The organism is Microbispora sp. ZYX-F-249 (assembly GCF_039649665.1).
GTDB lineage: Bacteria > Actinomycetota > Actinomycetes > Streptosporangiales > Streptosporangiaceae > Microbispora > Microbispora maris.
Window position 1 is genome coordinate 37,434 of record NZ_JBDJAW010000033.1, and the last position, 25,508, is coordinate 62,941.

A 25,508-nucleotide genomic window follows, 5' to 3' on the forward strand; every position below is an offset into this window, starting at 1 on the left:
CCCCCAATGACCGCCAACACGGCCGCACGTGACACCGAGGCGCCGGGGGTCCGGATCCGGGACCTCACGGTCGTCTACAAGACCCCCGCGGGCGAACTGCCCGCCGTGCGCGGAGTCGACCTCACCCTCGCGCCCGGCACGATCACGGGCGTGGTCGGCGAGTCGGGCTCGGGCAAGTCCACGCTCGCGCTGTCGCTGCTCAACGCCGTTCAGCCGCCGGGCAGGATCGCGGCGGGCAGCGTCGAGATCGGCGGCCTCGGCGATGTGCTGCGCCTGAAGGGCGAGGACCTGCGCCGCGCCCGCGGCCGCCAGGTCGGGTACGTCTTCCAGGCGGCGCAGAACTCGCTGAACCCGCTGAAGACCATCGGCAAGCAGCTGCTCGACCTCGGCCGCTCCCACGACGTGGAGGACCTGCGGGAGCTGGTGCGCGACGCCAAGGACCTGCTGGCCCGCATGGGCATGGACGGCGCCCGGGTGCTCGACTCCTACCAGCACGAGCTGTCGGGCGGCATGCGCCAGCGGGTCGGCATCATGCTCGCGCTCGTCCTGAACGCCAAAGTCGTCGTTCTGGACGAGCCGACCACCGCCCTCGACATGATCACGCAGGCCACGATCCTGCGGATCATCCGGGAGGTCCACGAGGAGCGCGCGCTCACCACGCTGGTGATCACGCACGACGTGGGCGCCGTCGCCGAGGTCGCCGACAGCCTCGCCGTCATGTACGGCGGACGCGTGGTCGAGCACGGCCCGGTGACCGAGGTGCTCGGCGACGCCCGGCACCCGTACACGCAGGGGCTGATCAGGGCGATCCCGCGCCTGACGGGCGACCTGTCGCTGGCCCGGGCGCTGCCCGGCCGCCCGCCGACGCTCGGGACGCTGCCCAGGCAGGGCTGTGTGTTCCGCGAGCGCTGCGAGCGGCGCATGGAGGTGTGCGAGACCGACGAGCCGATGTCCGTCAACCGGGACGGCCGCACCGTCGCCTGCCACGCCACCGACCGCCACCTCACGCTGGTCAAGCGGAAGGAGTTCGTGTGATCACGGGAACCGGGATCACCAAGATCTTCAAGCAGCGCGGCGGGGTGCTCGGCGCCCGCGAGGTGCCCGCGCTGCGCGGCGTGGACTTCGCCATCGCCAAGGGCGGGGCCGTCTCGTTCATCGGCGAGTCGGGCAGCGGCAAGACCACCCTCGGCCGGATCATCGCCGGGCTGGAGACCCACGACGCCGGCGAGATCGTGATCGACGGCGTGCCGATGTCGTCGCTGAGCCACCGCGCGCGGCAGCCGTACTTCCGGCGGGTCCAGCTCATCCACCAGGACCCCTACTCCGCGCTCAACCCCACCCGGACGATCCACCAGACGCTGGAGGCGCCGCTGCGGCTGCGCGCCAAGCAGACGGGCCGCCTGAGGTCGTGGGTCGACGGGCGGGCCGAAGAACTGCTGGCGATGGTCGGCATCGACCCCGGCTACGTGCTCCCGCGCTACCCCCACCAGCTGTCGGGCGGCATGCGCCAGCGCGTGGTGATCGCCCGCGCGCTCACCATGGACCCCGAGGTCCTCGTCGCCGACGAGGCCGTCTCGATGATCGACGTGTCGCTGCGCCTGGGCATCCTCGCGCTGCTGAAGGACCTGCGCGAGCGGCTCGGCGTGGGCGTGCTGTTCATCACCCACGACATCGCCACCGCCCGCTACATCGGCGACGACGGCGAGCTGTACGTGCTCTACCGCGGCCAGGTCGTCGAGCGGGGCGCCACCGAGAAGATCATCGCCGACCCGGTCCACCCGTACACGCAGTCGCTGCTGTCGGCGATCCCGGTGCTGCACGGCCTGGAACGGCCGGGCGCGGAGCGGGTGGTGCCGCGGGAGATGCAGCGGGAGGGGCTGCCCGACGGCGGGTGCCTGTTCGCGCGGCGCTGCCCGTTCAGCACGGAGCGCTGCGAGAGCGAGATGCCCGTGCTGGGCCGCGACGGCGGGCCCGGAGCGGAGACTGAGCAGGAGTACGCCTGCTTCCATCCCGAGCGGCGCAGCGTGATCCCGGTGGGGGTGGGGGAGTGACGGACATCGTCCCCGTCGCCGTCGACGACCGCGTGGCGGACGTCGCGGCCGCCGCTCTCTGGGCGGACGCCGCGGACGCCCCGCTGCTCGTCCGGCGGCTCGCCGCCCCGCCGCCGGAGCGCGAGTGGACCGTCCTGTCCACTCCCGGCCGTGAGGGCGTCGTGTTCGCCTCGATCGGCGCGGACGGCGCGGGCCACGTCACCGGCCACGTCGACCTGGTCGCCGTGGACCCCGCCGCGCAGGGCCGGGGGATCGGGCGGGCGCTGGTCGGCGCGGCCGAGGAGTGGATGCGGGCGCACGGCGCCGCCGAGTCGAGGTTCGCCGGCAACCCGCCCTGCTACGCCTGGCCCGGCATCGACGTGCGCTACACCCCGGCGGCCTGCCTCGCCGAGCGCCTGGGATACGAGCGGTACCGCGTCGCCTGGAACATGACGGCCGTCCTGCCGGCCCGCTACGACGAGGCCGAGCACGAGGCCGACCTGGCGAGGCTCGCCGCCGCCGGGGTCACGGTCGCGGCGGCCGCCGCCGACCGCGCGAGGATCGCCGACTTCGTGCGCGAGCAGTGGAACGACAAGTGGGCCTGGGAGGCCGAGCAGGCGACCGGTCTCCACTATGCCTTCCGCGACGGGGCCTTCCGCGACGGGGAGATCCTCGGCTTCGCCGCCTGGGGTGCCCGGCCGCTGTGGTTCGGGCCGATGGGCACGGCCGAGGCCGCACGCGGGCTCGGCGTGGGCCGGGTGCTGCTGCGCCGCTGCCTCGCCGAGCAGGCCGCCGCGGGGCAGACGTCCACGCAGATCGGCTGGGTCGGCCCGCTCCGCTTCTACTCCCGGGCGGTGGGCGCCCGCGCCGAGCGGGTCTTCTGGCTCTACCGCCGCCCGCTGGGCTGATGTCAGCCGTACAGCAGATCGCCGTGGGGCGGGCCCGGCGGGGGGCACAGCTCCCGGGGGTCGCGGCCCGCCTCCAGGTGCTCGCGCAGCGACGCCGAGCCCCACAGCAGGTCGAGGAACGGCTCGCAGGCGAAGTCACCCGGATAGAGGGCGCGCAGCGCGTGCAGGACGGACACGCCCGTGCGCACCGGCAGGAAGGCCCGCCGATCGGTCACGTGCAGCTGCGCGCCGCGCACCACGACGCCCGCGTGCCTGCCGAACGTCGGGGTGAACCACGTGTCGCGGAAGCGCACGCCGGGCAGGCCGAGACCGTTCAGCGCCGCGGCGAACCGGCCGTCCGCGTACGGCGCGCCGACCAGCTCGAACGGCCGGGTCGTGCCGCGGCCCTCGGCGGCGTTCACGCCCTCCAGCAGCCCGGTGCCCGGATAGACCAGGGCGGTGTCGAGGGTCGGCATGTTGGCCGACGGCATCACCCAGGGCAGCCCGGTGCGGTCGAAATGCCACTCCCTGCGCCAGCCCTCCATCGGCACGACCTCCAGCTCGGCGCCGAGCTCGCGGCTGACGGTCGACGCGATCTCGCCCGGCGTGAGGCCGTGCCGTACGGGCAGGGCGGCGCGGCCGACGAAACTCGCGAACGCCGGGTCGAGCAGCGGGCCCTCGGCCACATCGCCGCCGATCGGGTTGGGCCGGTCGAGCACGGTGAACCGCAGCCCGAGCCGGGCCGCAGAGCCCATCAGGTCGTACATCGTCCAGACGTAGGTGTAGAAACGCGTGCCCACGTCGCACACGTCGAAGACGATCGCCTCCACCCCGGACGACGCGACCAGCGCGTCCAGGTCCGCGCCCGACCGCTGGTAGGTGTCGAGCACGGGCAGGCCGGTGACCGGGTCGACGGTGTCGCCCTCGCCGCCGCCCGCCTGGGCCGTGCCGCGCAGGCCGTGCTCGGGGCTGAACAGCGTGGTCACGGGCACTCCGGCGGCCAGCAGGGCCGGTGCGGCGGCGGTCAGATCGGGCAGGACTCCGGTGGGGTTGGTGACGAGGCCCACCCGCTCCCAGCCGGCCTTCGGCGCGCCCACCAGCAGCTCAAGCCCTGTACGCACGCGATCCATAAGCACTCCGAAGCCGAGGAACCACGACCATGACGCATTCACTCGCCGCTCTCGCCACCGAACAGAGCGATCCCCGCTTCAGCGCCATCGACACGTTGCCGACGGAGGAGATCGCGCGGCTCATGAACGCCGCCGACGCCGCCGTCCCCGCCGCGGTGGGCCGGGCCGTCCCGGCGATCTCCGCGGCCGTCGACGCGATCGCGGCGCGGATGGCCGACGGGGGCAGGCTCCTCTACGTCGGCGCGGGCACCTCCGGGCGGCTCGCGGTGCTCGACGCCTCCGAGTGCCCGCCGACCTTCGGCACGCACCCCGACCTGGTCCAGGGCATCATCGCGGGCGGCGAGGCCGCGCTGGTGCGGTCCGTCGAGGGCGCCGAGGACGACGCCGAGGCGGGCGCCGCCGTGATCCGCGGCAAGCACGTCGGCCCGCTCGACTCCGTCGTGGGCATCTCCGCCAGCGGGCGCGCGCCGTACGTCGTCGCGGCGGTCGAGCAGGCCCGGCGGCTCGGCGCGCTGACCGTGGGCCTGGCCTGCAACACCGGCACCCCGCTCGCGCGGGCGGCCGACCACGCCGTCGAGGTCATCGTGGGACCCGAGGTGGTCACCGGCTCGACGCGGCTGAAGGCCGGCACGGCCCAGAAGCTGGTCCTCAACATGATCTCCACGATCACGATGATCAGGTCGGGCCGGACGTACGGGAACTTCATGGTCGACGTCGTGGCCAGCAACTCCAAGCTGGTCGACCGGGCGGCCCGCATCGTCTCCGACATCACCGGCACGCAGGTGCCGCGGGCCCGGGAGGTCCTGGAGAACGCCGGGCGGGACGTGAAGACGGCCGTCGTGATGATCGAGCGCGGCGTGGGCGCCGACGACGCCCGGGCGCTGCTCGCGGCGCACGGCAACCGCCTCGGCCCGGCGCTGCACAGTGCTTGATGACACGGTGCTTGATGACACGGTGCTTGATGACACGGTGCTTGATGACACGGCGCCTGACGGGACCTGAGCACATGATTGAGGACGTCCTGCGGGCCGCGGTGCCCGAGGTCGCCTCGGCGGCGGTCGCGCTGATCGCGGTCGACGGCCGCACGGTCGCCGGGGCCGCCGTGGGGGAGGCCGTGCGGTACGCCGATCCGTCCGGGGGGCTGCTGCCGGAGCGGCCGCCCGTGTCGGTGGACGCGCTGTTCGACATCGCCTCCCTGACCAAGATGTTCACCGCCGCGGTGCTGGTCTCGCTGGCGCAGGAGGGCGCGCTCGGCCTCGACGAGCCGGTGGCCGCCCGGCTGCCCCGGTTCTACGGGCACCGGCCCGGGATCACCGTCCGGCACCTGCTGACGCATTCGGCGGGCCTGCCCGCGAGCCGCCGGGTGGAGAAGGAACCGGAGGAGACCCGCTGGGACCTCGTGCTGTCCACCCCGGTTGAGGGGCCGCCGGGCACGCACCTGTACTCGGACGTCGGCATGATCACGGCCGGGCGGGTGGCGGAGGCCGCCGGCGGGGCGCCGCTGGACGTGCTCGTACGCGAGCGGGTCACCCGGCCGCTCGGCCTCGGCGCCACGACGTACGGGCCGGTCGATCGGGGCCGCGCCGTGGCCACGGAGTTCAAGCGCGGCACGTGCGTCAGGGGACAGGTGCACGACGAGACCGCCCACGCGCTGGGCGGCGTGACCGGGCACGCGGGGCTGTTCTCCACCGCCGCCGACCTCGTGCGCTTCGGCGAGGCGCTGCGCACCGGCGGCGGCCCGATCCTGTCTCCCGAATGGACCGCCGAGATGCTGCGCGACCAGGGGGTCCCGGGCGCCGCGTTCCGCCAGGGGCTCGGGGTGCGGATCGGCGATCCCGCCATCGTGGGGCCGCTCACGGACGCGTTCGGCCACTCGGGCTTCACCGGCACGTCGCTGGTCGTCGACCCCGCCCGCCGGCTGACCGTCGTGCTGCTCACCAACAACGTGCACCCCCTCCGGGGGCGGCCCGGCATCCGCGACCTGCGGCACGCCGTCGCGGCGGAGGCGCTGCGCCTGGCCGGCTGATGTTTGATCGTCCTCGTCCGGGTCAGTAGGGAGAACGTTCGGCAGGCAGACCGATCCGTCCCCCCAAGGAGAGGAGCCGTGATGACGACCGCGCATCAGGCGGGCCGGCGGCTGGAAGGCACGGCCCGGAGAGCGGCCGACCATCCTGTCCTGGAGAAGCTCGCCAAGGTCGGGTTCGCCGCCCGGGGCGTCCTGTACGCGATCATCGGCCTGGTCGCCCTCCACATCGCCTTCGGCGGGGGAGGGGAGGCCGACAAGAGCAGCGCGATCCACATCGTGCGCGAATCGCCCCTGGGCGACACCCTCCTGTGGATCATGGCCGTCGGCTTGGCCGCGCTGGCGATCTGGCAGGTCTCCGAGGCCGTCTGGGGCCGTCCCGAGGTCAAGGACCGCGTGGAGTCCGTGTCCAGGGCCGTCGTCTACGCGGCCCTCGTGTTCTCGATGGTGGCCCTGCTCACCCGGAACAAGCCCGCCTCCTCGTCCGACAGCCAGTCGCAGGACGTCACCAAGGCGCTGTTCGAGCTGCCGGGCGGCCAGTTCCTGGTCGGCCTGCTGGCGCTCGGCGTGATCGCCCTCGGCGTCTACTGGATCTACGAGGGCTGGACCGAGAAGTTCATGAAGGACATGCACGTGACCGAGCCCCGCGCCCGCGGCGTCGTGGTCAAGCTCGGCAAGGCCGGCTACATCGCCCGCGGCGTGATCGCGCTGGCCGCCGGCGTCCTGATCGGCAAGGCCGCACTCACCTACGACCCCGACAAGGCGGCCGGCATCGACGGCGCGCTCAAGGCGCTCGCCGACACCCCGGCCGGTCCCTGGCTGCTCGTCGTGGTCGCGCTCGGCCTGGTGCTGTTCGCCGTCTACTGCTTTGCCGAGGCGCGCTGGCACCGCGTCTGAGTGAATCCGCCGGGGCGACGTCTCAGGCCGTCGCCCCGGCTTCCGCGTGTCGCAGGCCGTCCATGAGCAGGTCGAGCAGCCGCCCGGCCTGCTCGCGTCTGTCCGGCTCCACAGTGGCCAGGCAGATGCCGTTCATCCCCACCAGCAGGTCCTCGGCTGTCACGTCCCCCCGCAGGATCCCGGCCTCGACCCCTGCCCCGAGCAGCGTGCCGATCGCGCCGATCAGCAGGTCGCGACTGTTCTCGTACGGGTTCGCGCCCGCGGCGATGACGACCCGCAACGCGTCGGCCATGCCGCGCTTGGTCGCGAGGTAGCCGGCCGCCCGGTCCATCCAGGCGCGCAGCGCCACGTCGGGCGGCATCTCCTTCAGCAGCTCGGTCGCGACGTCGCACAGCTTCACCAGCTCGTTGCGGTAGGCCGCCTCGATCAACGCCTCCCTCGTGGGGAAGTGGCGGTAGAGCGTCCCGATGCCGACGCCCGCCTCCTTCGCGATCGCGTCGAGCGTGACGTCCGGCCCGTCGTGTGAGAACGCCCGTACGGCGACGTCGAGCAGTCGCTCGCGGTTGCGCCGGGCGTCAGCGCGCAACGGCTTGGGTCCGGGGGTGGACACGGCTCCTCCACGCAGGTGCGGGTTGCTAACCGGAGGATTCTCCGGTTAGAGTCGTCGACGTACCGGAGGATCCTCCGGTTTCCTCATTGTAGCGGCCGGGGTCGTCGCGGATCCCCGCGCCGCCGTACGGGACGGGGACGGGACATGAGTCAGACCACGCGCATCACCACGCCGTTCGGCGGGCAGTCCACCGCGGCCGAGGTCCTGGAAGGGGTCGACCTGAGCGGCCGTCGTGCGGTCGTCACCGGCGGGGCGTCGGGGATCGGCGTCGAGACCGCCCGGGCGCTGGCCGCCGCCGGGGCGGAGGTGACGATCGCGGTCCGCGACCTCGACGCGGGCAAGCGGACGGCCGGGGACATCGCCGCGACCACCGGAGGAGCACCCGTCCGCGTGGCGCCGCTGGACCTCGCCGACCGGGCTTCCGTCGCGTCGTTCGCCGCCGGCTGGGAGGGCCCGCTGCACATGCTGGTCAACAACGCCGGGGTGATGGCGTGCCCCGAGACCCGGACGCCGGAGGGGTGGGAGCTGCAGTTCGCCACCAACCACCTCGGCCACTTCGCGCTCGCCGTCGCGCTGCACCCCGCGCTCGCGGCGGCCGGCGGCGCCCGCGTCGTGTCGGTCAGCTCCAGCGCCCACCTGTACTCGCCGGTCGTCTTCGACGACATCCACTTCCGGGAGCGCCCGTACGACCCGATCCTCGCGTACGGGCAGTCGAAGACGGCCAATGTGCTGTTCGCGGTCGAGGCCGCCAGGCGCTGGGCCGGCGACGGCGTCGCGGTCAACGCGCTGATGCCCGGGGGCATCCCGACCAATCTCCAGCGGCACCTGGAGCCGGGTTACCTCGAGCGCCGCCGGGCGTCGGGGGACTCGGGCGGAGTGACGTGGAAGAACACCGAGCAGGGTGCCGCCACCTCCGTGCTGCTCGCCGCGTCGCCGCTGGTGGAGGGCGTGACCGGACGGTACTTCGAGGACAACCAGGAGGCGGAGATCGGCGAGCCGGGCGGTCGCCGGGGCGTCGCGGCCTACGCGCTCGACCCGGAGGCGGCCACCCTGCTCTGGCAGGTGTCGGCAGACCTGCTCGACCTGTGATTCCACCACGATCCGCCCGGGGAGAGACCCCGCCGTGCCTGGCAGCCTCGGCGGCACCTGACCGCACGGCGGCACCCGGCCGCGCCAGGACGGACCCCGCTGACCGCCGTGCTGTCACAGGGCATGGGAGGAGCCGCCGGTGAGGGCGCGGGTGACGGGGTGGGACGGGTGGCGGAGCACCCGATCGGCCGGACCGTGCTCGACGAGCCGCCCTTCGTGGACGACCGCGACCCGGTCGGCGATCCGCGCGGCCACGGGAAGGTCGTGACTGATGACGATCAGGGTCAGGCCGAGGCCGGTGAGCAGGTCGAGGACCTCCGACTGGGTGACGGGATCCAGGCCGGAGGTGATCTCGTCGCAGATCAGCACGTCGGGGTGGGCGAGCAGGGCGCGGGCCAGGGCGGCGCGCTGGAGTTCGCCCCCGGACAACGCGCCGGGGCGTCGTCGCGCGGTGTCGTGGTCCAGCCCGAGTGAGGCCAGGGTCGCGAGGGCTTCCGCGCGGGCGGCGGGGGCGGCCAGCTCGCGCAGCCGCACCGCGGTCCTGGCGACTTGGTCGACCACGGAACGCCAGGGAACGAACGAGGCCCGGGCGTCCTGAAAAACGTATTGCACGCGGGCGAAGTCGGCGCGGCCGCGCCGGCGGGGGGACCTCGGGAGTGGACGGCCGGCCAGCCGTACGCTCCCGGATGTCCAGGGGTGCAGACCGGCGACGCAGCGGGCGAGAGTGGTCTTCCCGCTGCCCGAGCGGCCGGCGACGACCAGTCGCTCGCCGAGGGCGACGTCGAAGGTCACATCGCGCAGGACCTCCGTGCTCAGGCCCGCGATTTCCAGGAGCGGGCGTGGTTTCATGCGGGTCCGCGCCGTGCGGGGTTGCGCGGTGACCAGTGCCCTGACGTACACGTCGCGTGGGGCGTCCAGCACCGCGGGGCCGGACTCCACGACCCGGCCGTGCCTGAGCACGACGACATGGTCGGCCAGCTCCCGCACCAGGTCGAGATCGTGGCTGAGCAGGACGACGGCGACGCCGAGACTGGACAGCTCGGCGGCGACCTCGGCCCGGGTGACGGCGTCCTGGCCGGTGGTGGGTTCGTCGGCGACGATCACGGATGGGCCGGCCAGCAGCGCCTGTGCCAGGACGAGCCGCTGCTGCTGTCCCCCTGACAGCTGGTGAGGGAAACGGCGCAGGAAATCGCGGTCGCCGGGGAGCCGCGCCCTGCGCAGCGCGTCGCCGACGCTGCCGCTGTGCCGCGCCGCGATCTGCCGGAGCACGGTCCCGATGCGCAGCACCGGGTTGAGCACCGCGGAGGGGTGCTGGGGGATGTAGGCGATGGTCCCGGGCGGCGGGGGCCTGCCCGGGGCGACCTTGTGCCCGGCGACGGTGATACGGCCGGTGACACGGGCACCCGCGGGATGCTCCCCGAGCAGCGCGAGTGCGGTGGTCGTCTTGCCGCTGCCGGACGCGCCGACCAGGGCCAGTGTCTTCCCTGCGGGCAGGGTGAAGCCGACCCCGTTCACCAGGGTCCGGTCTCCGACGGAGACCACCAGCCCGTTCACTTCGATCACGATGCCGCCTTCTGAGCACGGTCCACTGTGAGGTTCAGCCCGACGGCGAGCATCACGATCAGTAGTGCGGGGGTGAGGACCGCCCACGGGTTGAGGAAGAGCCCGCCCCGGTTCCGGTCGACCATCACCGCCCAGTCGGCGGCGTCCGGCGGCGCCCCCACGCCGAGGAAGCTCGCGGCGGCGACGAGGTACAGCGACCCGGTGAGCCGGGTGCCCGCGTCGGTGGCGAGCACCCGGGCCATGGAGGGCACGACGAATCCGGCGGTGATCCGCCACCGGCTCTCGCCCTGCAGCCGCAAGGCCTCCACGGCGGGCCTGGCGCTAATCTCCAGTGCGCAGGCGCGTACCAGGCGGGCGACGTCGGGCAGGTGGACCAGCATGACGATCCAGGCGAGCGCCCCGTCGGGAGCCAGCGCCGCCACCACCAGGAGCAGCAGCAGGGAGGGCACCGCCAGGAGCACATCGAGCGGCCGCATAAGGATCTCGTCGGCCATCCGGGGGGCTCTTGCCGCGGTCAGACCCCACACCGTGCCCAGCAGGTAGGCCCCGGCGGTGGCGAACCCGGCCGTCAGCACCAGGGATCGCCCGCCCAGGAGTACCTGGTGCCACACGTCGCGTCCGGCGAAGTCGGTGCCGAGCAGCCCCAGGGCCGTGAAGGAGGCGCCGTGGACCGTCGAGTCCGGAACCGACCACGGGCCCGCGAGGGCGACGGCCAGGGGCACGGCGAGCAGGAGAAACCTCATGCGCGGGGCGCCAGCCGGAAGGCCGCGACGTCGGCGAGCAGGTTCACCGATACGGTCGTGGCGGCGAACAGGAGCGCGAGTCCCTGGAGCACGGGAAGATCGCGCCGGCCGACCGCGTCGGCCAGGACGGTGCCCAGCCCCGGGACCACGAAGACGGCCTCCACGACGATGACGCCGCCGAGCAGCCAGTCGACGGTGCGGGCCAGGTGCTGTACGGCGGGGATGAGCGCATTGGGCAGCGCGTGCGCGAGCCGGTTGAGTCCGAGGCGCCGTGCGTGCCCGACGTACGGCGTGGCCAGCGCGTCGAGCATCGCGGAGCGGACCAGCCGCCCGGTCGAGCAGACGGGCCGCACCAGCAGCACCGTCACCGGCAGCACCAGGGCGGCGGGGGTGAGCCCGCCGAGCCCGGTCGGCGGCAGCCACGCCAGCGCGACGCCGAAGACCGCCACCAGCACGATGGCGAGCGCGAACTCCGGGACCGCGTAGAGCGCCGTGCTCGCCGCGGTCAGTGCCCGATCCGCCCGGCTCCCCTCGCGAAGCGCGGCGGCCACCCCGAACAGGATCGACAGCGGGACCAGGAGCAGCAGAGTGATCCCGGCCAGCACCGCGGTGGGGCCGAGCGCGTCCATCATGATCTCGCTCACCGGTCGGCCGGAGACGAGCGAGGCGCCGAAGTCGCCCCGTATGGCGGTGGCGGCCCACGCGGCGAGGCGTTCGGTGAGGGGGCGGTCCAGGCCGAGCCCGGCGCGGATCTGCTCGATCCGCGCCGGATCCGGTTGGTCGCCCGCCAGCACCACCGCGGCGTCGCCCGGCAGCGCCTCTGCCATGAGGAACACCAGGCAGGCGACCCCGGCGACCTGCAGGACGCCCACGGCCAGCCGCCGCCCCACATAGCGGGCCAGGTTCACGCCAAGCTCACCTTGTCGAACCGGGCCCAGTCCAGGGTGTTGGCGGGCGCCGCCCGGACTCCGCTGACCTTCGGCGAGGTCGCCACGATCCAGTCGGCGAAGCCCCACACCAGCAGGCCGCCCTCGGCGTGGAGCGTTTGCTGCATCTTCAGGTAGGCGGCCTCCCGATCGGCGGGGTTCCGCGCCGAGACGGCCGTCTCGTAGAGCGCGTCGAACTCCGGCCGCGCCCATCTGGTGGAGTTGGTCGTCGAGGTCGACAGCAGCCGCTGCGCGATGTGGGTCTCGATCGGCATGGCCCCGGAGCGGAAGCTGACGATGGACCCCTTGGTGAGGATGTCCGACCAGTAGGTGTCCTTGCTCGCGGTGACGATCTCGGCCTTCAGTCCGGCGGCGCGCAGCTGGCCGGCGAAGACCGTGGCCGCCTCGACGAAGCCGGCCGCGGCGGCGGAAGTGGTCAGCTCGACGGGGAGCCCTTCCGCGCCGGCCTTCCTGATCAGCGCCTTGGCCCTGTCGAGGTCGGGGGTGCGCTGGGGGATGCTGCCGGCGTAGTGCAGGTAGCCCTTGCCGAACAGGTCGTTGCCGAGCTGTCCGGCACCGGGCAGGACGGTGTCGACCAACTGCTGCCGGTCGGTGAGCAGGAACAGGGCCTCTCGCAGGTCCCGGTCGTCGAACGGGGGGCGGTCCACCTTCATGGCGAACGCCTGCATCGCGCTGTTGGGGGCGCGGACGACCGTGACTCGTCCCTCGTACTGGCGCGCGGAGGCCGGGCTGAGGTCGTGCGCGTACTCGACCTGCCCCCCCAGCAGCGCGTTGATTCGCGCGGACTCCTCATTGGCGATGAGGAACTCCAGCTCCTCGATGGACGGCGCGCCGTCCCAGTAGTCCGGGTTGCGCTTGAGCAGCACGGAGCTGCCCGGCTTCCAGGACACGAAGGAGAACGGGCCCGAGCCCACCGGCCTGGCGAAGTCCGTGGTGCCCTCGGGCACGATGTAGGCGCCGAAGGCGGCCAGGACGTTGGAAAACTCGGCGAACGGCCGCTTGAGCCGGAACTCGATCGCCCGTTCCCCGGCCGCCCGGCTGTTCGGCAGGTCGATGAGCGCCAGGCTGGACTTGGCGCGGAAGGTCCCGTGGGGATCGGTGATCCGGGCGTAGCTGGCCAGGACGTCCTGGGCGCGCACCGGCCGCCCGTCGTGGAAGCGCGCCTGCCGCAGGGTGATCCGCCAGACGGTGAAGTCCGCGTTCGGCTCCCACGTCTCGGCCAGGCGCGGCCGCGGGGAGACGTCCGGGCCGAGATCGGCGAGCTTGTCGTAGAGGGCCTTGGCGCGTGCGGCCTCGTTGAACAGGTTGGCGAGGTGCGGATCCAGCACTTCGGTGGCGCCGCCGCCGGCGAACACGGCCCGCAGTCTTCCACCGGAGCCGCCGGCGTCCCCGGAGGAGGTGGCGGTGGTGCCGGTGCCGCACCCGGCGAGCAGGGCGGCTCCGGCGGTCAGTCCGAGGAAGCCGCGTCGGCTGAGATGGTCACGCATGGTGGGGGTCCTTCGGTAGTCGGGCGACGACATGGAGCCGGTCGGCGGACAGAGGCGGGCCGTCGTGCGGCTCCGCCCGTGGCCCTGGCTGGTCGAACAGGTCGAGAACCTCGAACCCGGCGACGGCCAGGAAGTAGGTGAGCTCCTGCGGGAAGAGCAGCCGCCATGCCGAGTGCTGCTCCAGCGGGCCGCCGCCGGGCCAGCTCCACGTGCGGCGCCGCCGCAACAGCTGGGCGCCGTGGTCGATCCACAGCTCGGTGCGGGAGGTGTAGGTGACGCCCGCACGAGTCACCGTGCGGGTGAACGGAACCGGAACCGGGTGGGTGAGGAAGTGGGCGCCGCCGCGCATCTCGGCGATCAGCAGCCCGCCGGGACGCAGGTGCTCGCGGCAGCGACGCAGAAACGCGGCGAGGTCGGCGTTGGTGTGGCAGTACAGCATGGCGCTGTCCAGGCACGTCACCACACTGAAGCGGCGGCCGAGCGCGAAGTCGCGCATGTCGGCGCGGATGAAGGTCACCCGCGAATGGCGGTCGCGCGCGTAGGCCAGCATCGCCTCGGACACGTCGATGCCGGTGACGTCGTAGCCGAGGACGGCCAGGCGGCCGGCGTCGCGGCCCGTGCCGCAGCCGACGTCGAGGAGGCTCCGCCCGCCGTCGAAGCGCCGCACCTGGTCGTCCACGAAACGAGCCGCTCTGCGCTCCGGGTCGGGAAACTGCGCCTCGTACAGGGCGGGATTGTCGGTCAGGAAGTTCACGTGGGCACCGCCGTCCGCCGTTCCTGGACGAGCACGGCCGCCGCGCAGAGCAGGCCGATCACCGAGCACACGGCGGCTCCGGCCGTGCCCGCCCAGCCGATCAGCGCGGTGCTCGCGGCGGCGACCGCTCCGGACACGAGATAGAACACGCCGAAGTAGGTGCCGGACAGGGAATCGCCGCCGAATCGGCCGATCCGCTCGTACACGAACGGCTGCGCCATCATCACGCCGACGGCCAGCGCCAGCACCGCCACCAGGACCGGGACGACCCCGGGCAGCAGCGCGAGGGGGAGGAACCCGCTTCCCATCACGGCCAGGCCCAGCGCCATCGCCCGGTCCCGGCTCGTCGCCTCCCGCAGCCACGTGGTGATCCGCACCTGGAAGAGCAGGCTCACCACCGTGGAGACCAGGAACAGCAGCGCCACCGAGCCCGCCGTGCCGGTCGCCCGCTGCGCGGCCAGGGGCAGCACCAGGTAGAGCTGGTTCTCCAAGGCGAACATGCCGCTGAGGGCGAAGGTGAAGGCGAGGAAACGCCGGTCGGTCAGGCAGCGCCGCCAGTCGCCCAGCACGGAGGAACCGCTGCGCGGCACCTCCCTCGCGGGCAGCGCGAGTACCTGCGCGACGGTCAGCACCGCGAAGACCGCCGCGGCGGCGAGCGCGGCGGCCCGGAAGTCCACCAGCAGCAGCGCGCCGCCCAGCACCGGCCCGCACAGCGCTCCCGCCTGGGCGAACACGTTGAACAGCGCGAAGGCCCTGACCTTGTCGGACGCCGCCACGGCGACGTACGCCCGGACGGCCGGGTTGAACAGTGCGCCGGCCAGCCCGCTGAGCACGGCGGCCGACAGCAGCAACGGCACCGCGTCGCCGAACGCGAACAGGGCGAATCCGGTGGTGCGCAACGCGCAGCCCAGAATGATCACCGGCCGCGCGCCGAGGCGGTCGGCGGCTGAGCCGCCGATGAGGAACAGGCCCTGCTGACTGAGGTTGCGCGCCCCGAGGATGACGCCGGTCACCGCGGCGGACAGGCCCAGGTCTCCGGTGAGGTGACCGGCCAGATAGGGAACCAGCAGGTAGAAGCCGATGTTGACGCCGAACTGGTTGACCAGTAACAGCCGCACCGGCCAGGAGAGCTCTCTCACGCCGGGCGCACCCCCAGTCCGGGCTCACCGCTCAGCCGCAGCACGCCGTCGTGCCCGCCGATACCGGTCCACGGGTCCTCGGCGAGCAGCAGGTGCCCGTCCAGATCGACCCAGCGGGCCGAGTGCGCCAGGTGTACGGCGGGCGCGATGCCCAGGCTGCTGGCCACCTGGCAGCCGAGCATGACCTGAAGACTGTGGTCGCGGGCGAACCCGACGATCCGCCGCGCGGCCGTCAGGCCACCGCATTCGGCGAGCTTGACGTTGACGCCGTGCACGGCGCCCGGCAGGTTGCGCACGTCTTCCAACGTCCGCGCGTCCTCGTCGGCGATCACGGGGATAGCCGAACGCGCCGCCACCCAGGCCAGGGCGTCCGGGGCTCCGGGGGCGACCGGCTGCTCGACGGCCTCGATCCCCAGCGGCGCGACCCGATCGAGGATCCGCACCGCCTCGTCCGCCGTCCACGCCCCGTTGGGGTCCAGGAGCAGCCGGGCTCCCGGCGCGGCACGGCGGATCTCGCGGACACGCGCGACGTCGTCCCCGCCGCCCAGCTTGATTTTGATCAGCCGGAAGCCGCGGTCGAGAACCGGAACGGAGTCCTGGCCGATGCCCACGGTGAAGGCGGTCGCGGTGTCGGACCACCCATGACCGAAGAGCGCGTGAACCGGCAGGCCGCGCCGCTTCCCGACCAGGTCGTGCAGGGCCGCGTCCACCGCGGCGAGCACACCGGGGGCTTCGGCCACAGGGCCGGGCACGGCCGCCAGCGCCGCCTCGGGGCCGGGCAGCTCCTCCAGCGCCGGACGCAGCCGCCGGAGCAGGCTCGTGATCCGCTCGACGTCGAGCCGGTGGTAGACGCTGGTCACCGCCTCCCCGTGGCCGCGCAGCCCTTCGTGGGCCACGGTGAGCTGGACGGCGTCCCGGCCGGCCATCACCGAGCGGGAGATCCGCAGCGGTTCGCGCAGTGCCAGCGGCGTCACGGTCCAGGTAAGTTTCACGCCGGGACCTCCGCGAGCAGGGGGTCGGCCAGCGTTCGGCAGCGGGCCCAGCCGGACACCTCGACGGCGCCGGGATGCGCGATCTCCACGGGCCCGTCCTCGGGCCGCCCCAGCAGACCGCGGGCCCGGCAGTACTCGTCGTCGAAGATCGATCCGAGGTAACGGTCCGGCCCGTCCGGGAAGATCGCGACCACCACGGCCCCGGGCTCCCGGCGCGCCGTCCACGCGGCGACCCGGGCGACCGCGCCGGTGCTCCACCCTCCGGTCACTACGACCCTCGTGCCAGCCTGCGGCAGGCGTCGACGGCCTCGACCGGGCCCAGCCAGTGCACCTCGTCGAACAGGTCGTAGTCCACGTTGCGCGGGTGGATGCTGCTGCCCAGCCCGCGCATGAGCCTGGGACGCGCCGGCTGGCCGAATACGGCCGAGCCCACCGTGTCCACCCCGATCAGACGCAGGCCCGGCCAGTAACGGCGCAGGCCGCGGAACACCCCGGCGCTGTGACCGCCGGTGCCCACGCTGCACACCAGCGCGTCGGCGTGGGTCAGCCGCTCGGCCAGCTCCCGTGCCAGCGAGGCGTACCCGGCAGGGTTGTCGGGGTTGTTGTACTGGTCGGGCCAGTACGCGCCCGGAAGCCGCTCCAGCAGATCGCGCAGCCGGTTCAGCCGGGCCTGCTGCCAACCACCTCGCGGGTGCGGGCGGTCCACGACTTCCAGACGCACGCCGTACGCGCGCAACAGGGTGCGCATCACCGGTTCGAGCTCGGCGTCGACCACCAGAATCACCGGATGCCCGAGGCACTGGCCGGCGAAAGCCAACCCGATCCCGAGCGTCCCGCTGGTGGACTCCACGACGGGGGCGCCGGGTCGGAGTTCGCCGCGGGCGCGGGCGGCGGTGAGCATGGAGACGGCGGCGCGGGCCTTCATCCCGCCGACACCGAAGCCTTCCAGCTTCGCCCAGAATCCGCCGTGCGGGTGGGGAAGCGGGACGGTGATCCGGGCCAGGGGCGTACGTCCGACCAGGGACAGCAGCTCGTTCATGCCCGCTCCCGATAGCGGAACAGGACGGTGTCGCCGCCGTCGAGCCAGAAGAAGGGGTACGGCTCCGCCGACACCGCCGTCACCCCCCAGCCCAGGAAGTGCGGCAGGATCGCGCTGCCCGTCTGAGCGAACATCACCAGCGGCTTGCGGTGTGCGCGGGCGTGCTCCAGCAGGGTCTCGAAGCTCCCGTTGCCGAGGGTCATCCCCGAGGCGAGCACGGCGTCGCAGGCGGCGAGTGCACGGGCCGCATCGGCGGTCACCGGCTCACCCCACTCGGTGGAGCCGCCCTTCAGATCGCACGGTACGTAGCGGACGCCCCGTTCCCGTAAGCGATGCAGTACCGAGTTGACCACGCCCACCACGAGGACCCGATCCGTCCCGGCGGGCAGTAGGTCCACCACGGCCGCCGCCCGGGCCAGGGACTTCTCCAGCGACGTTCCCGCCGCCACGGTGACCCGCTCCCCCCAGTGAGGGCGGGCCGACATCAGGTAGGCGTCGAGCGTGGCCACCCGGACCGCCGGCACCGGGTGGAGCAGCAGGTCGGCGACGGCGACGCCGGCGCACTCCTCGACGATCTCGTCCGCGACGTCGCCGGGCTCGACCGCGCAGGAGCCGACGGCCCGGCCGACCCGCAGGCTGACCACATGGTTGCGATAGCCACGCCTGCGGGAATCGTGCCGTGCGCCCTGCCGGGTGGTGAAGGCGGTGGTGACCCGCTCCCGCACGGGATCGGGACCCAGTTCGCCGGCGAGTGCCCGTTTGATGATCGATGTCAGGTTCATCGCTCGTACTCGACCTTCAGAGCCGAGACCAGCTCCTGCGCCCGCGCTCCGGCGCCGCTGCCGAGGGTGTCGGTCACCATGACGTGACCGAGGTACTGGTTGTTGCTCGTGGGCTCACCCGTCCGGTGCCCGGCCGGCTTGACGGACCAGTCGACGACGTCCGCGGCGGCGGCGAGCACGCCGGTGCCGTGGACGGCGGTGATCCGGCCGGCGTGTCCGGGCAGCAGGAAGGCGATGGCGGCGCTGCGCACCCCCGTGTCGGCGAAAGTCAGGTCGGGTTGCTGGCCGGCGGCCAGGCGGGCGTGAACCATCGGCAGGTCGACGCCCGTGACCCGGCGGACCAGCTCGGTGATCTGGTTGCCGGCGGGGCGCGGGTTGACCTCGATCAGCGCCGGGCCGTCCGGGGTGAGCCGCAGCTCCGTATGGGCCACGCCCCGGTCCAGGCCCAGCGCCCGCACCGCTGACACCGCGGCCTCCTTCGCCTTCCTTGCCAGGTCGGCGTCCAGGACGGCGGGGAACATGTGGCCGCTCTCGACGAACCACGGCTCCCCCGTCAGGCTCTTGCCGGTCACCCCCACCACATGGACGTCACCGTCAACGCTGACCGTCTCGACACTGACCTCCGGCCCGGCGAGCAGCTCCTCCAGCAGCACGACCGGCACCCGGCGCTGACCTCGCGCGTTCACGGGAAACTCCTCAAGAGCGAGGAAGGCCGTGCGCAGCTCGGCCTGGTCGCGCACTTTCCGCACGTACATGCCGGCGCACAGGTCGACCGGCTTGACCACCAGTGGGTAACCGACACCGTTCGCGGCCTCCGCGGCCTGTTCCCAGGAGGAGGCCGGCGCGTACCGCGGGCCCGGCACCCCCGCGTCCCCGAGGGCGGCGCGGGCGAGGTCCTTGCGGCAGGCCCGCCGTACGGCGTCCGGTGAGGGACCGGGCAGGCCCAGGTGTGCCGCGACCTCCGCCACGGCCGGCAGGTAGTAGTCGCATGAGGACAGGACCCCGTCGAAGCCGAGCGCGTCGTGTAATCGCTCCACGTGGGACAGGAGTGCGGGGAGGTCGTTGGTCTCCGTGGTCAGCACGTTGTCGGCGGCCAGTAGCGGATGCGATCGGGCGCTGGGCGCGGCACGCAGGTAGTGGTGCAGGTCACGGGTGAGGAACGTGAACCTGTGCCCCGCGTCGCGGATGGCGCGGGGCAGCAGTGTGCTCATCGCCCCGACCCAGCTCTCGATCACCAACAGATGAGCCATATCGTCTCCTTGAGTTTTGATAATGATTATCGTTTTCTATCTCGGGACGCAACAGGAGAGGGGAAGATCGCCTCACAGACGGCGATGGCGGGAACGGGCGCGGCGAACGCGGCCGCCGGATCGGCCGCCGGCCCGGCCTTCTCCATCGCGGGTTCGCCAGGACCGACCGGATCAGGTCGTCGCCGGCGACCAGCCAGCCCTGGTGCCCGCCAGGGGGGGAATCGGCTGATAGGGCCGTGCTGGCGGGCCTGGATCCGCTCCTTCGTGGGTCGAAGGGACAGCCGGGCTGACGCGCCGGCACCGTCGTGACGGTGTGAAGGCTGTTCATCCCCGCACTTCCCCAAGAGGAGGGCCCGTCACTGGCCGATCGGTCAGATCCTGTCCGATCGGTCAGCTAAGGTGTCTCCCATGGCGCGTTCCGTAACCACCCTGCGCGCGGACATCCTCGACTCGGCGGTACGGCTGTTCGCCGCCCACGGTTTCCGCGGCACCTCCCTGCAGGAGATCGCCACGGACGCCGGCTGCTCCAAGGCGTCCTTGCTCTACCACTTCACGAACAAGGACGCGATCCTGACCGAGCTGCTGGCGCCCGTCGGGTCGCAGGTCGCCGAACTCGAGGCGCGGCTCGCCGGGCTGGACGGCGAGGCGGCCGCCCGTGCCGCAGTCGCCGCGCTCGTCGACCTGTCCCTGCGCTTCCGGCTGCAGGTGAAGATCCTCCTGCAGGACGTCGACGCGCTGATCAACCGGCCGGAGCTGCCGGACGTGGACGGCTTCATCGAACGGCTGACAGACGCCCTGTCCGGCCGTTCGGCCGCTCCCCAGGCCCGGGTCTGGGCCTGGATGGCGATGCTGGGGATCATCCTGACCAGCGCCGGCGAGCTCACGGTCCCGGAGGAGACGCTGCGCGCGGAACTGACCCGCGGGGCGCTGCGGACGCTCGGTCTGCAGGCCGACTGACCTTCAGAAGAAAGAGACCTGTTTTGGCAACCCTGCTGTACCGGCTGGGCCGGTTCTCCTTCCGCAGACGCGGGCGCGTGGCCGCCGTGTGGCTGCTGCTGCTCGTGGTCCTGGGCCTGGCCGCGGCCGCCTTCCACGGCCCGACCGGCGACAAGTTCGCCATGCCGGGCACCGAGTCCCAGCGGGCGCTGGACGCCCTGGCCAAGGAGTTCCCGCAGGCCAGCGGGGCCACCGGCACCATCGTCGTGGCCGCCCCGCAGGGCGGCAAGCTCGATCCCGCCGCGGTCGCGCCGGTGGTCGAGCAGGCCGCCGCCGTCCCCGGCGTCGTCGCCGCCCTCGACCCGTTCAAGTCCGGCGCCGTCTCCGCCGACGGCCGCCACGCCCTGATCCAGGTGCAGTTCGACCGCGAGGCGCAGGACGTGACCGACGCGCAGCGCGCGGCGTACCTGAAGGCCGGCTCCTCGGCGCAGGGGCTGCGGGTCGAGCACGGCGGCGAGATCCTCAACGGCGCACCGGAGGTCGGCGGGTCGGAAGGGATCGGCGTCGTGATCGCCGCGGTGGTCCTGATCGTCACCTTCGGCTCGCTGGTGGCCGCCGGCATGACCCTGCTGAACGCGCTGATCGGCGTGGGGGCCGGCATGGGCGGCCTGTTCGCGCTCAGCGGCGTCGTCGAGCTGACCTCCGTCACGCCGGTGCTGGCGCTGATGCTGGGCCTGGCCGTCGGCATCGACTACTCGCTGTTCATCACCTCCCGCTACCGCCAGTTCCTGGCCGAGGGCGTGACGCCGGAGGAGGCCGCGGGCCGGGCGGTCGGCACCGCCGGATCTGCGGTCGTGTTCGCCGGGGCCACCGTGGTCATCGCGCTCGCCGGCCTGTCGGTGGTCGGCATCCCGTTCCTGAGCGTGATGGGCCTGGCCGCCGCCGGGACCGTGGCCGTCGCTGTCCTGGTCGCCCTCACGCTGCTGCCCGCCTTCCTGTCGTACGCCGGCGCCCGCGTGCTGCCCCGCAAGCAGCGCACCGGTCAGAGCGCGGGCGCGGGCGCGGAGGGCTTCGGCTACACGTGGGGACGGGCCGTCACCCGGCTGCGCGTGCCGATCCTGCTGGCCGGCGTGATCGGCCTCGGCGCGCTCACGCTGCCGGCCCAGGACCTGCGCCTGGCCCTGCCCGACGCCGGCACCGCCGCCCCCGGCACCCCGGCCCGCGAGGCCTACGACCTGACCAGCGAGGGCTTCGGCGAGGGCTTCAACGCCCGCCTGATCGCCGTCGTCTCCGCCGCGGACCCCGCGGCCACGACCGCCGCCGCCGGCGAGGCCGCCAAGCTGATCCAGCAGACCCCCGGCGTGCTGGCCGTGGCCCCGCCGCAGCCCAACGCCGCGGGCACCACCGCGCTGCTGACCATCATCCCCAAGGCCGGGCCCACCGACGCGGCCACCGAGGACGCCGTCCACGCCATCCGCGCCAAGGTCGCCTCCATCCGCGGCGCGGAGATCGCCGTCACCGGTGCGACGGCCGTGGGCATCGACGTCTCCGACAAGCTCGCCGACGCCATGCCGGTGTACCTGCTGCTGGTGGTCGGCCTGTCGGTGCTGCTGCTCATGCTCGTCTTCCGCTCGATCCTGGTGCCGGTCAAGGCCGCGCTGGGCTTTTTGCTCACCGTCGGCTCGACCTTCGGCATCACGGTGGCGATCTTCCAGGAGGGCCACCTGGCCGGTCTGCTGGGCGTGGACGTGCCGGGCCCGCTGGTCAGCTTCCTGCCGATCCTGCTCATCGGCATCCTGTTCGGCCTGGCCATGGACTACGAGGTGTTCCTGGTCTCGCGGATGCGCGAGGACTACGTGCACGGCGACACGCCCCGCCAGGCAACGATCAACGGCATGGGACACAACGCACGGGTCGTCACCGCCGCGGCGCTGATCATGACGGCCGTGTTCGGCGGGTTCGTGTTCATGGAAGACCCGATCATCAAGTCGATGGGCTTCGCGCTGGCCGTCGGCGTGCTCATCGACGCCTTCGTCGTCCGCATGACGCTCGTCCCCGCCGTGATGTCCATGCTCGGCCGCGCCGCCTGGCGGCTGCCCCGCGCCCTGGACCGGGTGCTGCCCGACCTGGACGTCGAGGGCGAACGCCTGCGTCACCACCTCACCGCCGGCGCCGGCGCGTCCCCGGAGCGGGCCGGCGTGAGGTGACCGGGGCCGGAGGTCCCGTCCCGACGGGACCTTCGGCGCTCGCGCCCTCCGACGGGTGAGCGGTCTGATGGAAGGACCGGCGAAGGAGGGCCTCATGATCGTGGTGGGTGTCGACGGTTCGCAGGCCGGCATGGCGGCGGCGGCCTGGGCGGCCCGGGAGGCCGGACTGCGCGGCGTCCCCCTGCGGATCGCCAACGCTATCCCCGCCTGGGCGTGCTCGACCGCGCAGCAGGGCCGGTACACGACCGTCGCCGCGTGGATGCGCGACGGCGCCGCCGACGTGCTCGGGGCCGCCACCGGGCGGGCTCAGGCGGAGGCGCCCGGGGTGGCGGTCGACACCGCGATCCTGGCCGGCGACCCGCGCCCGGCGCTCATCGAGGCGGCCGCGGACGCCGATCTCCTGGTGCTCGGCAACCACGGGCTCGGCGGCTTCCGCGGCCTGCTGCTCGGCTCGGTCGCGTACGGCGTGGCCGGTCGCGCCCCCTGCGACGTGGCCGTCGTGCGGGAGGTGCCCTCGGCGCCGCGCCCGGAGATCGTGGTGGGCGTCGACGGTTCGCCCGCCTGCGCGAAGGTGCTCGACTTCGCCTTCGCCGAGGCGGCGCTGCGCGGGGTGGGCCTGCGGGCGGTGCACGCCTACAGTCCGCTGGAGGCGGGCGGCGGCTTCGCGCCGCTGCCGGACGACTTCGACGACGAGAAGGTCGAGGTGCGGATGGTCAGGGAGGCTCTCGCCGGGCGGCGAGAGCACTATCCCGACGTCAAGGTCGTCGAGGAGGTCGTCCGGGGTCATCCCGTGGACGTGCTGCGGCACGCGTCGGTGGGCGCCGACCTGCTCGTCATCGGCTCCCGGGGGCAGAGTCAGTTCACCGGTCTGGTCCTCGGTTCGGTCTGCCAGGCCATGCTGCACTACGCGAGGTGCCCCATGGTCGTCGTCCGCGCGCCGGCGCCGGTCGACTGACGCCGGGTCGACCGACTCGGCCGGTCGACTGGACTGATCGCACACGCGAAACGCCCCCGGCGGCCCGGTTGGTCCGGGCCGCCGGGGGCGTCGCCGGCGTCCTACGCGCTCTTGCGCCGCTGCTCGCGCAGAATGGCGAGGCGCTCGTTCAGCACCTCTTCGAGGTCCTCGATCGAGCGGCGCTCCAGCAGCATGTCCCAGTGGGTCCGCGGGGGCTTCGCCTTCTTCTGCTGGGGCTGCTCCGCGTCCACCCGCAGCGCGGGGCTGCCGCAGTGACGGCACTCCCACGTCGTGGGAATCTCGGCCTCGACGGCGAGCGGAACGGTGGTGAGATGGCCCTTCGGGCACGTGTAGGACACCTCCTGACGCGGGGCCAGGTCGGTGTTGCGGTCGTTCTCGTAGCTGGTCGCGCCGAGCCGGGTACCGCGAAGTGCACGTTCGCCCATGTCTTCAAGCCTCCTGAGGTCCCCGCCTTCGAGGGGTTCGTTCGCCACCGCGTACAACGCCTGATACCGTGTGTGGATTCCCAGCCGAGACCTGATCCAATCGCGCTTTTTCCGTCCCAGTGGTCTCAGATGTGCTCGGGCACCTCGTTCCCCGCCTCACGGATGGCCCGGGGCAGGTTGACAAGGGTGAGCAGCACGAATCCGATGACGAAGAACACCACCAGCGAGACGATCGCGGTGCGGTAGCTGTTGGTGAGCTCGATCGCCAGCGTGAGCACCAGCGAGCCGAGGAACGCCGACCCCTTGTCGCTGATCTGGTAGAGGCTGAAGTACTCCGCCTCCCGGCCGGGCGGGATCACCAGGGAGTACAGCGAGCGGGACAGCGCCTGCGTGCCGCCCATGACGATCGCGATGGCGAAGGCGATCGCGTAGAACTGGATGGCCGCGCCCTTCTGGAGGAAATAGGCCACCCCAACCACCGCCGTCCACACGACCAGACTGGCCAGGATCGTGCGCTTGGTCCCGACCCTGGCCGCGAGCCGCGCGAGCCCGAGCGCGCCGCCGATGGCGATGAACTGCACCATGAGGATCGCGCCGATCTGGTGCGTCTGACCCAGACCGAGCTCGTGGTCGGCGTACGTGGCGGAGAAGGTGATCACCGTCTGCACGCCGTCGTTGTAGACCAGGTAGGCCGCGAGGAACAGCAGCGTGCGGGGGTAGCGCCGCAGGTCGGCGATCGTACGGCCGAGCTGGCGCATGCTGCCGGCCACGGCCCGGTCCGCGGTCGCCTCGTGGACGGGCACCCGCCGGTTGCGCAGGCGCAGCATCGGGATCAGGGCGAACGCGCCCCACCACACGCCCGCAGAGGCCAGGCTGATCCGCACCGCCAGGCTCGTCTCGATATCGGCGAACAGGTAGACCACCAGGTTGAGCGCGAGCAGCAGGCCGCCGCCGAGGTAGCCGAAGCCCCACCCCCTGCTGGAGATGGCGTCGCGTTCCTCCGCGCCGGAGATCTGGGGCAGGAAGGAGTCGTAGACCACCCGCGCCGCGCCGAAGGTCACGTTGGCGACCAGGAACAGCACGCCGCCGAGCAGGTAGCCGCCGCCGGAGACGAGGTAGAAGCCCAGCGTGGCCGCCACGCCCGTATAGGCGAAGACTCCCAGGATCTGCTTCTTGCGGCCCGTGTGGTCGGCCAGGGCGCCGATCACCGGCATGATCACGATCTGCAGCAGCACCGAGATCGTCACCAGGGTGGTGAAATACGCTTTCGGCCGCAGGTCCAGGCCGAGGAACGCCACGAAGCCGTTCTCGCCGCCCGCCGCCGTCGTGGCGATCGAGGTCAGGTACGGCCCGAGGAAGACGGTCAGGACGGTCGTCTGGAACGCCGAGTCCGCCCAGTCGTACCAGTACCAGCCGCGTTGCTCGCGCCGCCGCGCCTCGGGAAGCTCCTCGTGGACGACCTGGGGGGCGGTCATTTTCTCTCCTCGCCGGGGGTGGGCGGTCGTACGAACAGGTCGGGGGACGGCAGGGGTTCGAGGGGCAGGGGTTCGAGGGGCATGGGTTCGAGGGGCAGGGGTTCGAGGGGCAGGGGTTCGAGGGGCG

25 protein-coding genes are annotated in these 25,508 nt (G+C 72.9%); 10 read left to right on the forward strand and 15 right to left on the reverse strand.

The genetic code is table 11. The features are described from left to right. Positions 1–6: 6 nt before the first annotated feature. From AAH991_RS30230 to AAH991_RS30240, 3 genes are read left to right on the forward strand one after another with little or no spacing between them, the layout of a single operon-like run. On the forward strand, positions 7–1,035 hold the full coding sequence (locus AAH991_RS30230; protein ID WP_346229320.1) for an ABC transporter ATP-binding protein: 1,029 nt from the start codon (positions 7–9) through the stop codon (positions 1,033–1,035). After that, the gene (locus AAH991_RS30235) at positions 1,032–2,051 is read left to right on the forward strand and encodes an ABC transporter ATP-binding protein (protein ID WP_346229321.1); all 1,020 of its coding nucleotides are present in this window, start codon (positions 1,032–1,034) and stop codon (positions 2,049–2,051) included. The genes AAH991_RS30230 and AAH991_RS30235 overlap by 4 nt, the downstream gene beginning before the upstream one ends. Beyond that, the gene (locus AAH991_RS30240) at positions 2,048–2,938 is read left to right on the forward strand and encodes a GNAT family N-acetyltransferase (RefSeq protein WP_346229322.1); all 891 of its coding nucleotides are present in this window, start codon (positions 2,048–2,050) and stop codon (positions 2,936–2,938) included. The genes AAH991_RS30235 and AAH991_RS30240 overlap by 4 nt, the downstream gene beginning before the upstream one ends. 2 nt (positions 2,939–2,940) lie before the next feature. Here AAH991_RS30240 and AAH991_RS30245 read toward each other — a convergent pair whose 3' ends face one another. Next, positions 2,941–4,047, reverse strand: a complete 1,107-nt coding sequence (locus AAH991_RS30245; protein ID WP_346229323.1) for an exo-beta-N-acetylmuramidase NamZ family protein — start codon at positions 4,045–4,047, stop codon at positions 2,941–2,943. 29 nt (positions 4,048–4,076) lie between these two features. Here AAH991_RS30245 and murQ point away from each other — a divergent pair, with 29 nt between their 5' ends. From murQ to AAH991_RS30260, 3 genes are all read left to right on the forward strand, one after another. Continuing rightward, positions 4,077–4,979: an N-acetylmuramic acid 6-phosphate etherase gene (gene murQ, locus AAH991_RS30250; protein ID WP_346229324.1), complete on the forward strand. Its 903-nt coding sequence runs from the start codon at positions 4,077–4,079 to the stop codon at positions 4,977–4,979. Positions 4,980–5,053: 74 nt separating this feature from the next. Continuing rightward, positions 5,054–6,073 carry a serine hydrolase domain-containing protein gene (locus AAH991_RS30255; protein ID WP_346229325.1) on the forward strand — a complete coding sequence of 340 codons (1,020 nt, stop codon included), beginning with the start codon at positions 5,054–5,056 and terminating at the stop codon, positions 6,071–6,073. Positions 6,074–6,154: 81 nt separating this feature from the next. Then, positions 6,155–6,967: a DUF1206 domain-containing protein gene (locus tag AAH991_RS30260; protein WP_346229326.1), complete on the forward strand. Its 813-nt coding sequence runs from the start codon at positions 6,155–6,157 to the stop codon at positions 6,965–6,967. Between the two features lie 22 nt (positions 6,968–6,989). Here the strand turns inward: AAH991_RS30260 and AAH991_RS30265 are convergent, their stop codons facing one another. Then, positions 6,990–7,577, reverse strand: coding sequence for a TetR/AcrR family transcriptional regulator (locus AAH991_RS30265; protein WP_346229327.1), 588 nt, complete (start codon positions 7,575–7,577; stop codon positions 6,990–6,992). 144 nt (positions 7,578–7,721) lie between these two features. Between AAH991_RS30265 and AAH991_RS30270 the strand changes: the two genes are divergently transcribed. Continuing rightward, entirely contained in the window at positions 7,722–8,666 is a 945-nt protein-coding gene (locus AAH991_RS30270) for an SDR family NAD(P)-dependent oxidoreductase (protein WP_346229328.1), read from the forward strand. Positions 8,667–8,780: 114 nt separating this feature from the next. Here AAH991_RS30270 and AAH991_RS30275 read toward each other — a convergent pair whose 3' ends face one another. Genes AAH991_RS30275 through AAH991_RS30325 form a run of 11 tightly spaced genes read right to left on the reverse strand, consistent with a single transcriptional unit; the run spans position 8,781 to position 19,362 of the window. After that, positions 8,781–10,229: an ABC transporter ATP-binding protein gene (locus AAH991_RS30275; protein WP_346229329.1), complete on the reverse strand. Its 1,449-nt coding sequence runs from the start codon at positions 10,227–10,229 to the stop codon at positions 8,781–8,783. Further along, positions 10,226–10,972, reverse strand: coding sequence for an ABC transporter permease (locus tag AAH991_RS30280; RefSeq protein WP_346229330.1), 747 nt, complete (start codon positions 10,970–10,972; stop codon positions 10,226–10,228). The genes AAH991_RS30275 and AAH991_RS30280 overlap by 4 nt, the downstream gene beginning before the upstream one ends. Further along, positions 10,969–11,880, reverse strand: a complete 912-nt coding sequence (locus tag AAH991_RS30285; RefSeq protein ID WP_346229331.1) for an ABC transporter permease — start codon at positions 11,878–11,880, stop codon at positions 10,969–10,971. The genes AAH991_RS30280 and AAH991_RS30285 overlap by 4 nt, the downstream gene beginning before the upstream one ends. Continuing rightward, positions 11,877–13,406 (reverse strand): ABC transporter substrate-binding protein, encoded by a 1,530-nt coding sequence (locus AAH991_RS30290; protein ID WP_346229332.1) that lies wholly within the window; start codon positions 13,404–13,406, stop codon positions 11,877–11,879. Before AAH991_RS30290 ends, AAH991_RS30285 begins: the two co-directional genes overlap by 4 nt. Further along, positions 13,399–14,160 carry a class I SAM-dependent methyltransferase gene (locus tag AAH991_RS30295; protein WP_346229333.1) on the reverse strand — a complete coding sequence of 254 codons (762 nt, stop codon included), beginning with the start codon at positions 14,158–14,160 and terminating at the stop codon, positions 13,399–13,401. Before AAH991_RS30295 ends, AAH991_RS30290 begins: the two co-directional genes overlap by 8 nt. Continuing rightward, entirely contained in the window at positions 14,157–15,299 is a 1,143-nt protein-coding gene (locus AAH991_RS30300) for an MFS transporter (protein ID WP_346229334.1), read from the reverse strand. Before AAH991_RS30300 ends, AAH991_RS30295 begins: the two co-directional genes overlap by 4 nt. Beyond that, positions 15,296–16,291, reverse strand: coding sequence for a dipeptide epimerase (locus AAH991_RS30305; RefSeq protein WP_346229335.1), 996 nt, complete (start codon positions 16,289–16,291; stop codon positions 15,296–15,298). The genes AAH991_RS30300 and AAH991_RS30305 overlap by 4 nt, the downstream gene beginning before the upstream one ends. Further along, positions 16,288–16,560 (reverse strand): hypothetical protein, encoded by a 273-nt coding sequence (locus AAH991_RS30310; RefSeq protein ID WP_346229336.1) that lies wholly within the window; start codon positions 16,558–16,560, stop codon positions 16,288–16,290. Before AAH991_RS30310 ends, AAH991_RS30305 begins: the two co-directional genes overlap by 4 nt. Then, a complete protein-coding gene (locus tag AAH991_RS30315) occupies positions 16,560–17,330 on the reverse strand; it encodes a PLP-dependent cysteine synthase family protein (protein WP_346229337.1) in 771 nt (256 codons plus the stop codon). The genes AAH991_RS30310 and AAH991_RS30315 overlap by 1 nt, the downstream gene beginning before the upstream one ends. Continuing rightward, positions 17,327–18,112 carry a Rossmann-like domain-containing protein gene (locus AAH991_RS30320; RefSeq protein ID WP_346229338.1) on the reverse strand — a complete coding sequence of 262 codons (786 nt, stop codon included), beginning with the start codon at positions 18,110–18,112 and terminating at the stop codon, positions 17,327–17,329. The genes AAH991_RS30315 and AAH991_RS30320 overlap by 4 nt, the downstream gene beginning before the upstream one ends. Further along, positions 18,109–19,362 (reverse strand): ATP-grasp domain-containing protein, encoded by a 1,254-nt coding sequence (locus AAH991_RS30325; RefSeq protein WP_346229339.1) that lies wholly within the window; start codon positions 19,360–19,362, stop codon positions 18,109–18,111. The genes AAH991_RS30320 and AAH991_RS30325 overlap by 4 nt, the downstream gene beginning before the upstream one ends. Positions 19,363–19,770: 408 nt before the next feature. On the opposite strand from AAH991_RS30325, the gene AAH991_RS30330 reads away from it, so the two are divergent. The 3 genes from AAH991_RS30330 to AAH991_RS30340 all read left to right on the forward strand — a co-directional run bounded on the left by AAH991_RS30330 (position 19,771) and on the right by AAH991_RS30340 (position 23,460). Further along, positions 19,771–20,319 carry a TetR/AcrR family transcriptional regulator gene (locus AAH991_RS30330; protein ID WP_346229340.1) on the forward strand — a complete coding sequence of 183 codons (549 nt, stop codon included), beginning with the start codon at positions 19,771–19,773 and terminating at the stop codon, positions 20,317–20,319. A gap of 23 nt (positions 20,320–20,342) precedes the next feature. Then, positions 20,343–22,505 carry an MMPL family transporter gene (locus AAH991_RS30335; RefSeq protein WP_346229341.1) on the forward strand — a complete coding sequence of 721 codons (2,163 nt, stop codon included), beginning with the start codon at positions 20,343–20,345 and terminating at the stop codon, positions 22,503–22,505. A gap of 94 nt (positions 22,506–22,599) precedes the next feature. Continuing rightward, positions 22,600–23,460 (forward strand): universal stress protein, encoded by an 861-nt coding sequence (locus tag AAH991_RS30340; RefSeq protein WP_346229342.1) that lies wholly within the window; start codon positions 22,600–22,602, stop codon positions 23,458–23,460. Positions 23,461–23,561: 101 nt separating this feature from the next. Here the strand turns inward: AAH991_RS30340 and AAH991_RS30345 are convergent, their stop codons facing one another. Together AAH991_RS30345 and AAH991_RS30350 are read right to left on the reverse strand one after the other, a co-directional pair. Continuing rightward, positions 23,562–23,906: an RNA polymerase-binding protein RbpA gene (locus AAH991_RS30345; protein ID WP_030509898.1), complete on the reverse strand. Its 345-nt coding sequence runs from the start codon at positions 23,904–23,906 to the stop codon at positions 23,562–23,564. 125 nt (positions 23,907–24,031) lie between these two features. Then, positions 24,032–25,381 carry an MFS transporter gene (locus AAH991_RS30350; RefSeq protein WP_346229343.1) on the reverse strand — a complete coding sequence of 450 codons (1,350 nt, stop codon included), beginning with the start codon at positions 25,379–25,381 and terminating at the stop codon, positions 24,032–24,034. Between the last annotated feature and the right edge of the window lie 127 nt (positions 25,382–25,508).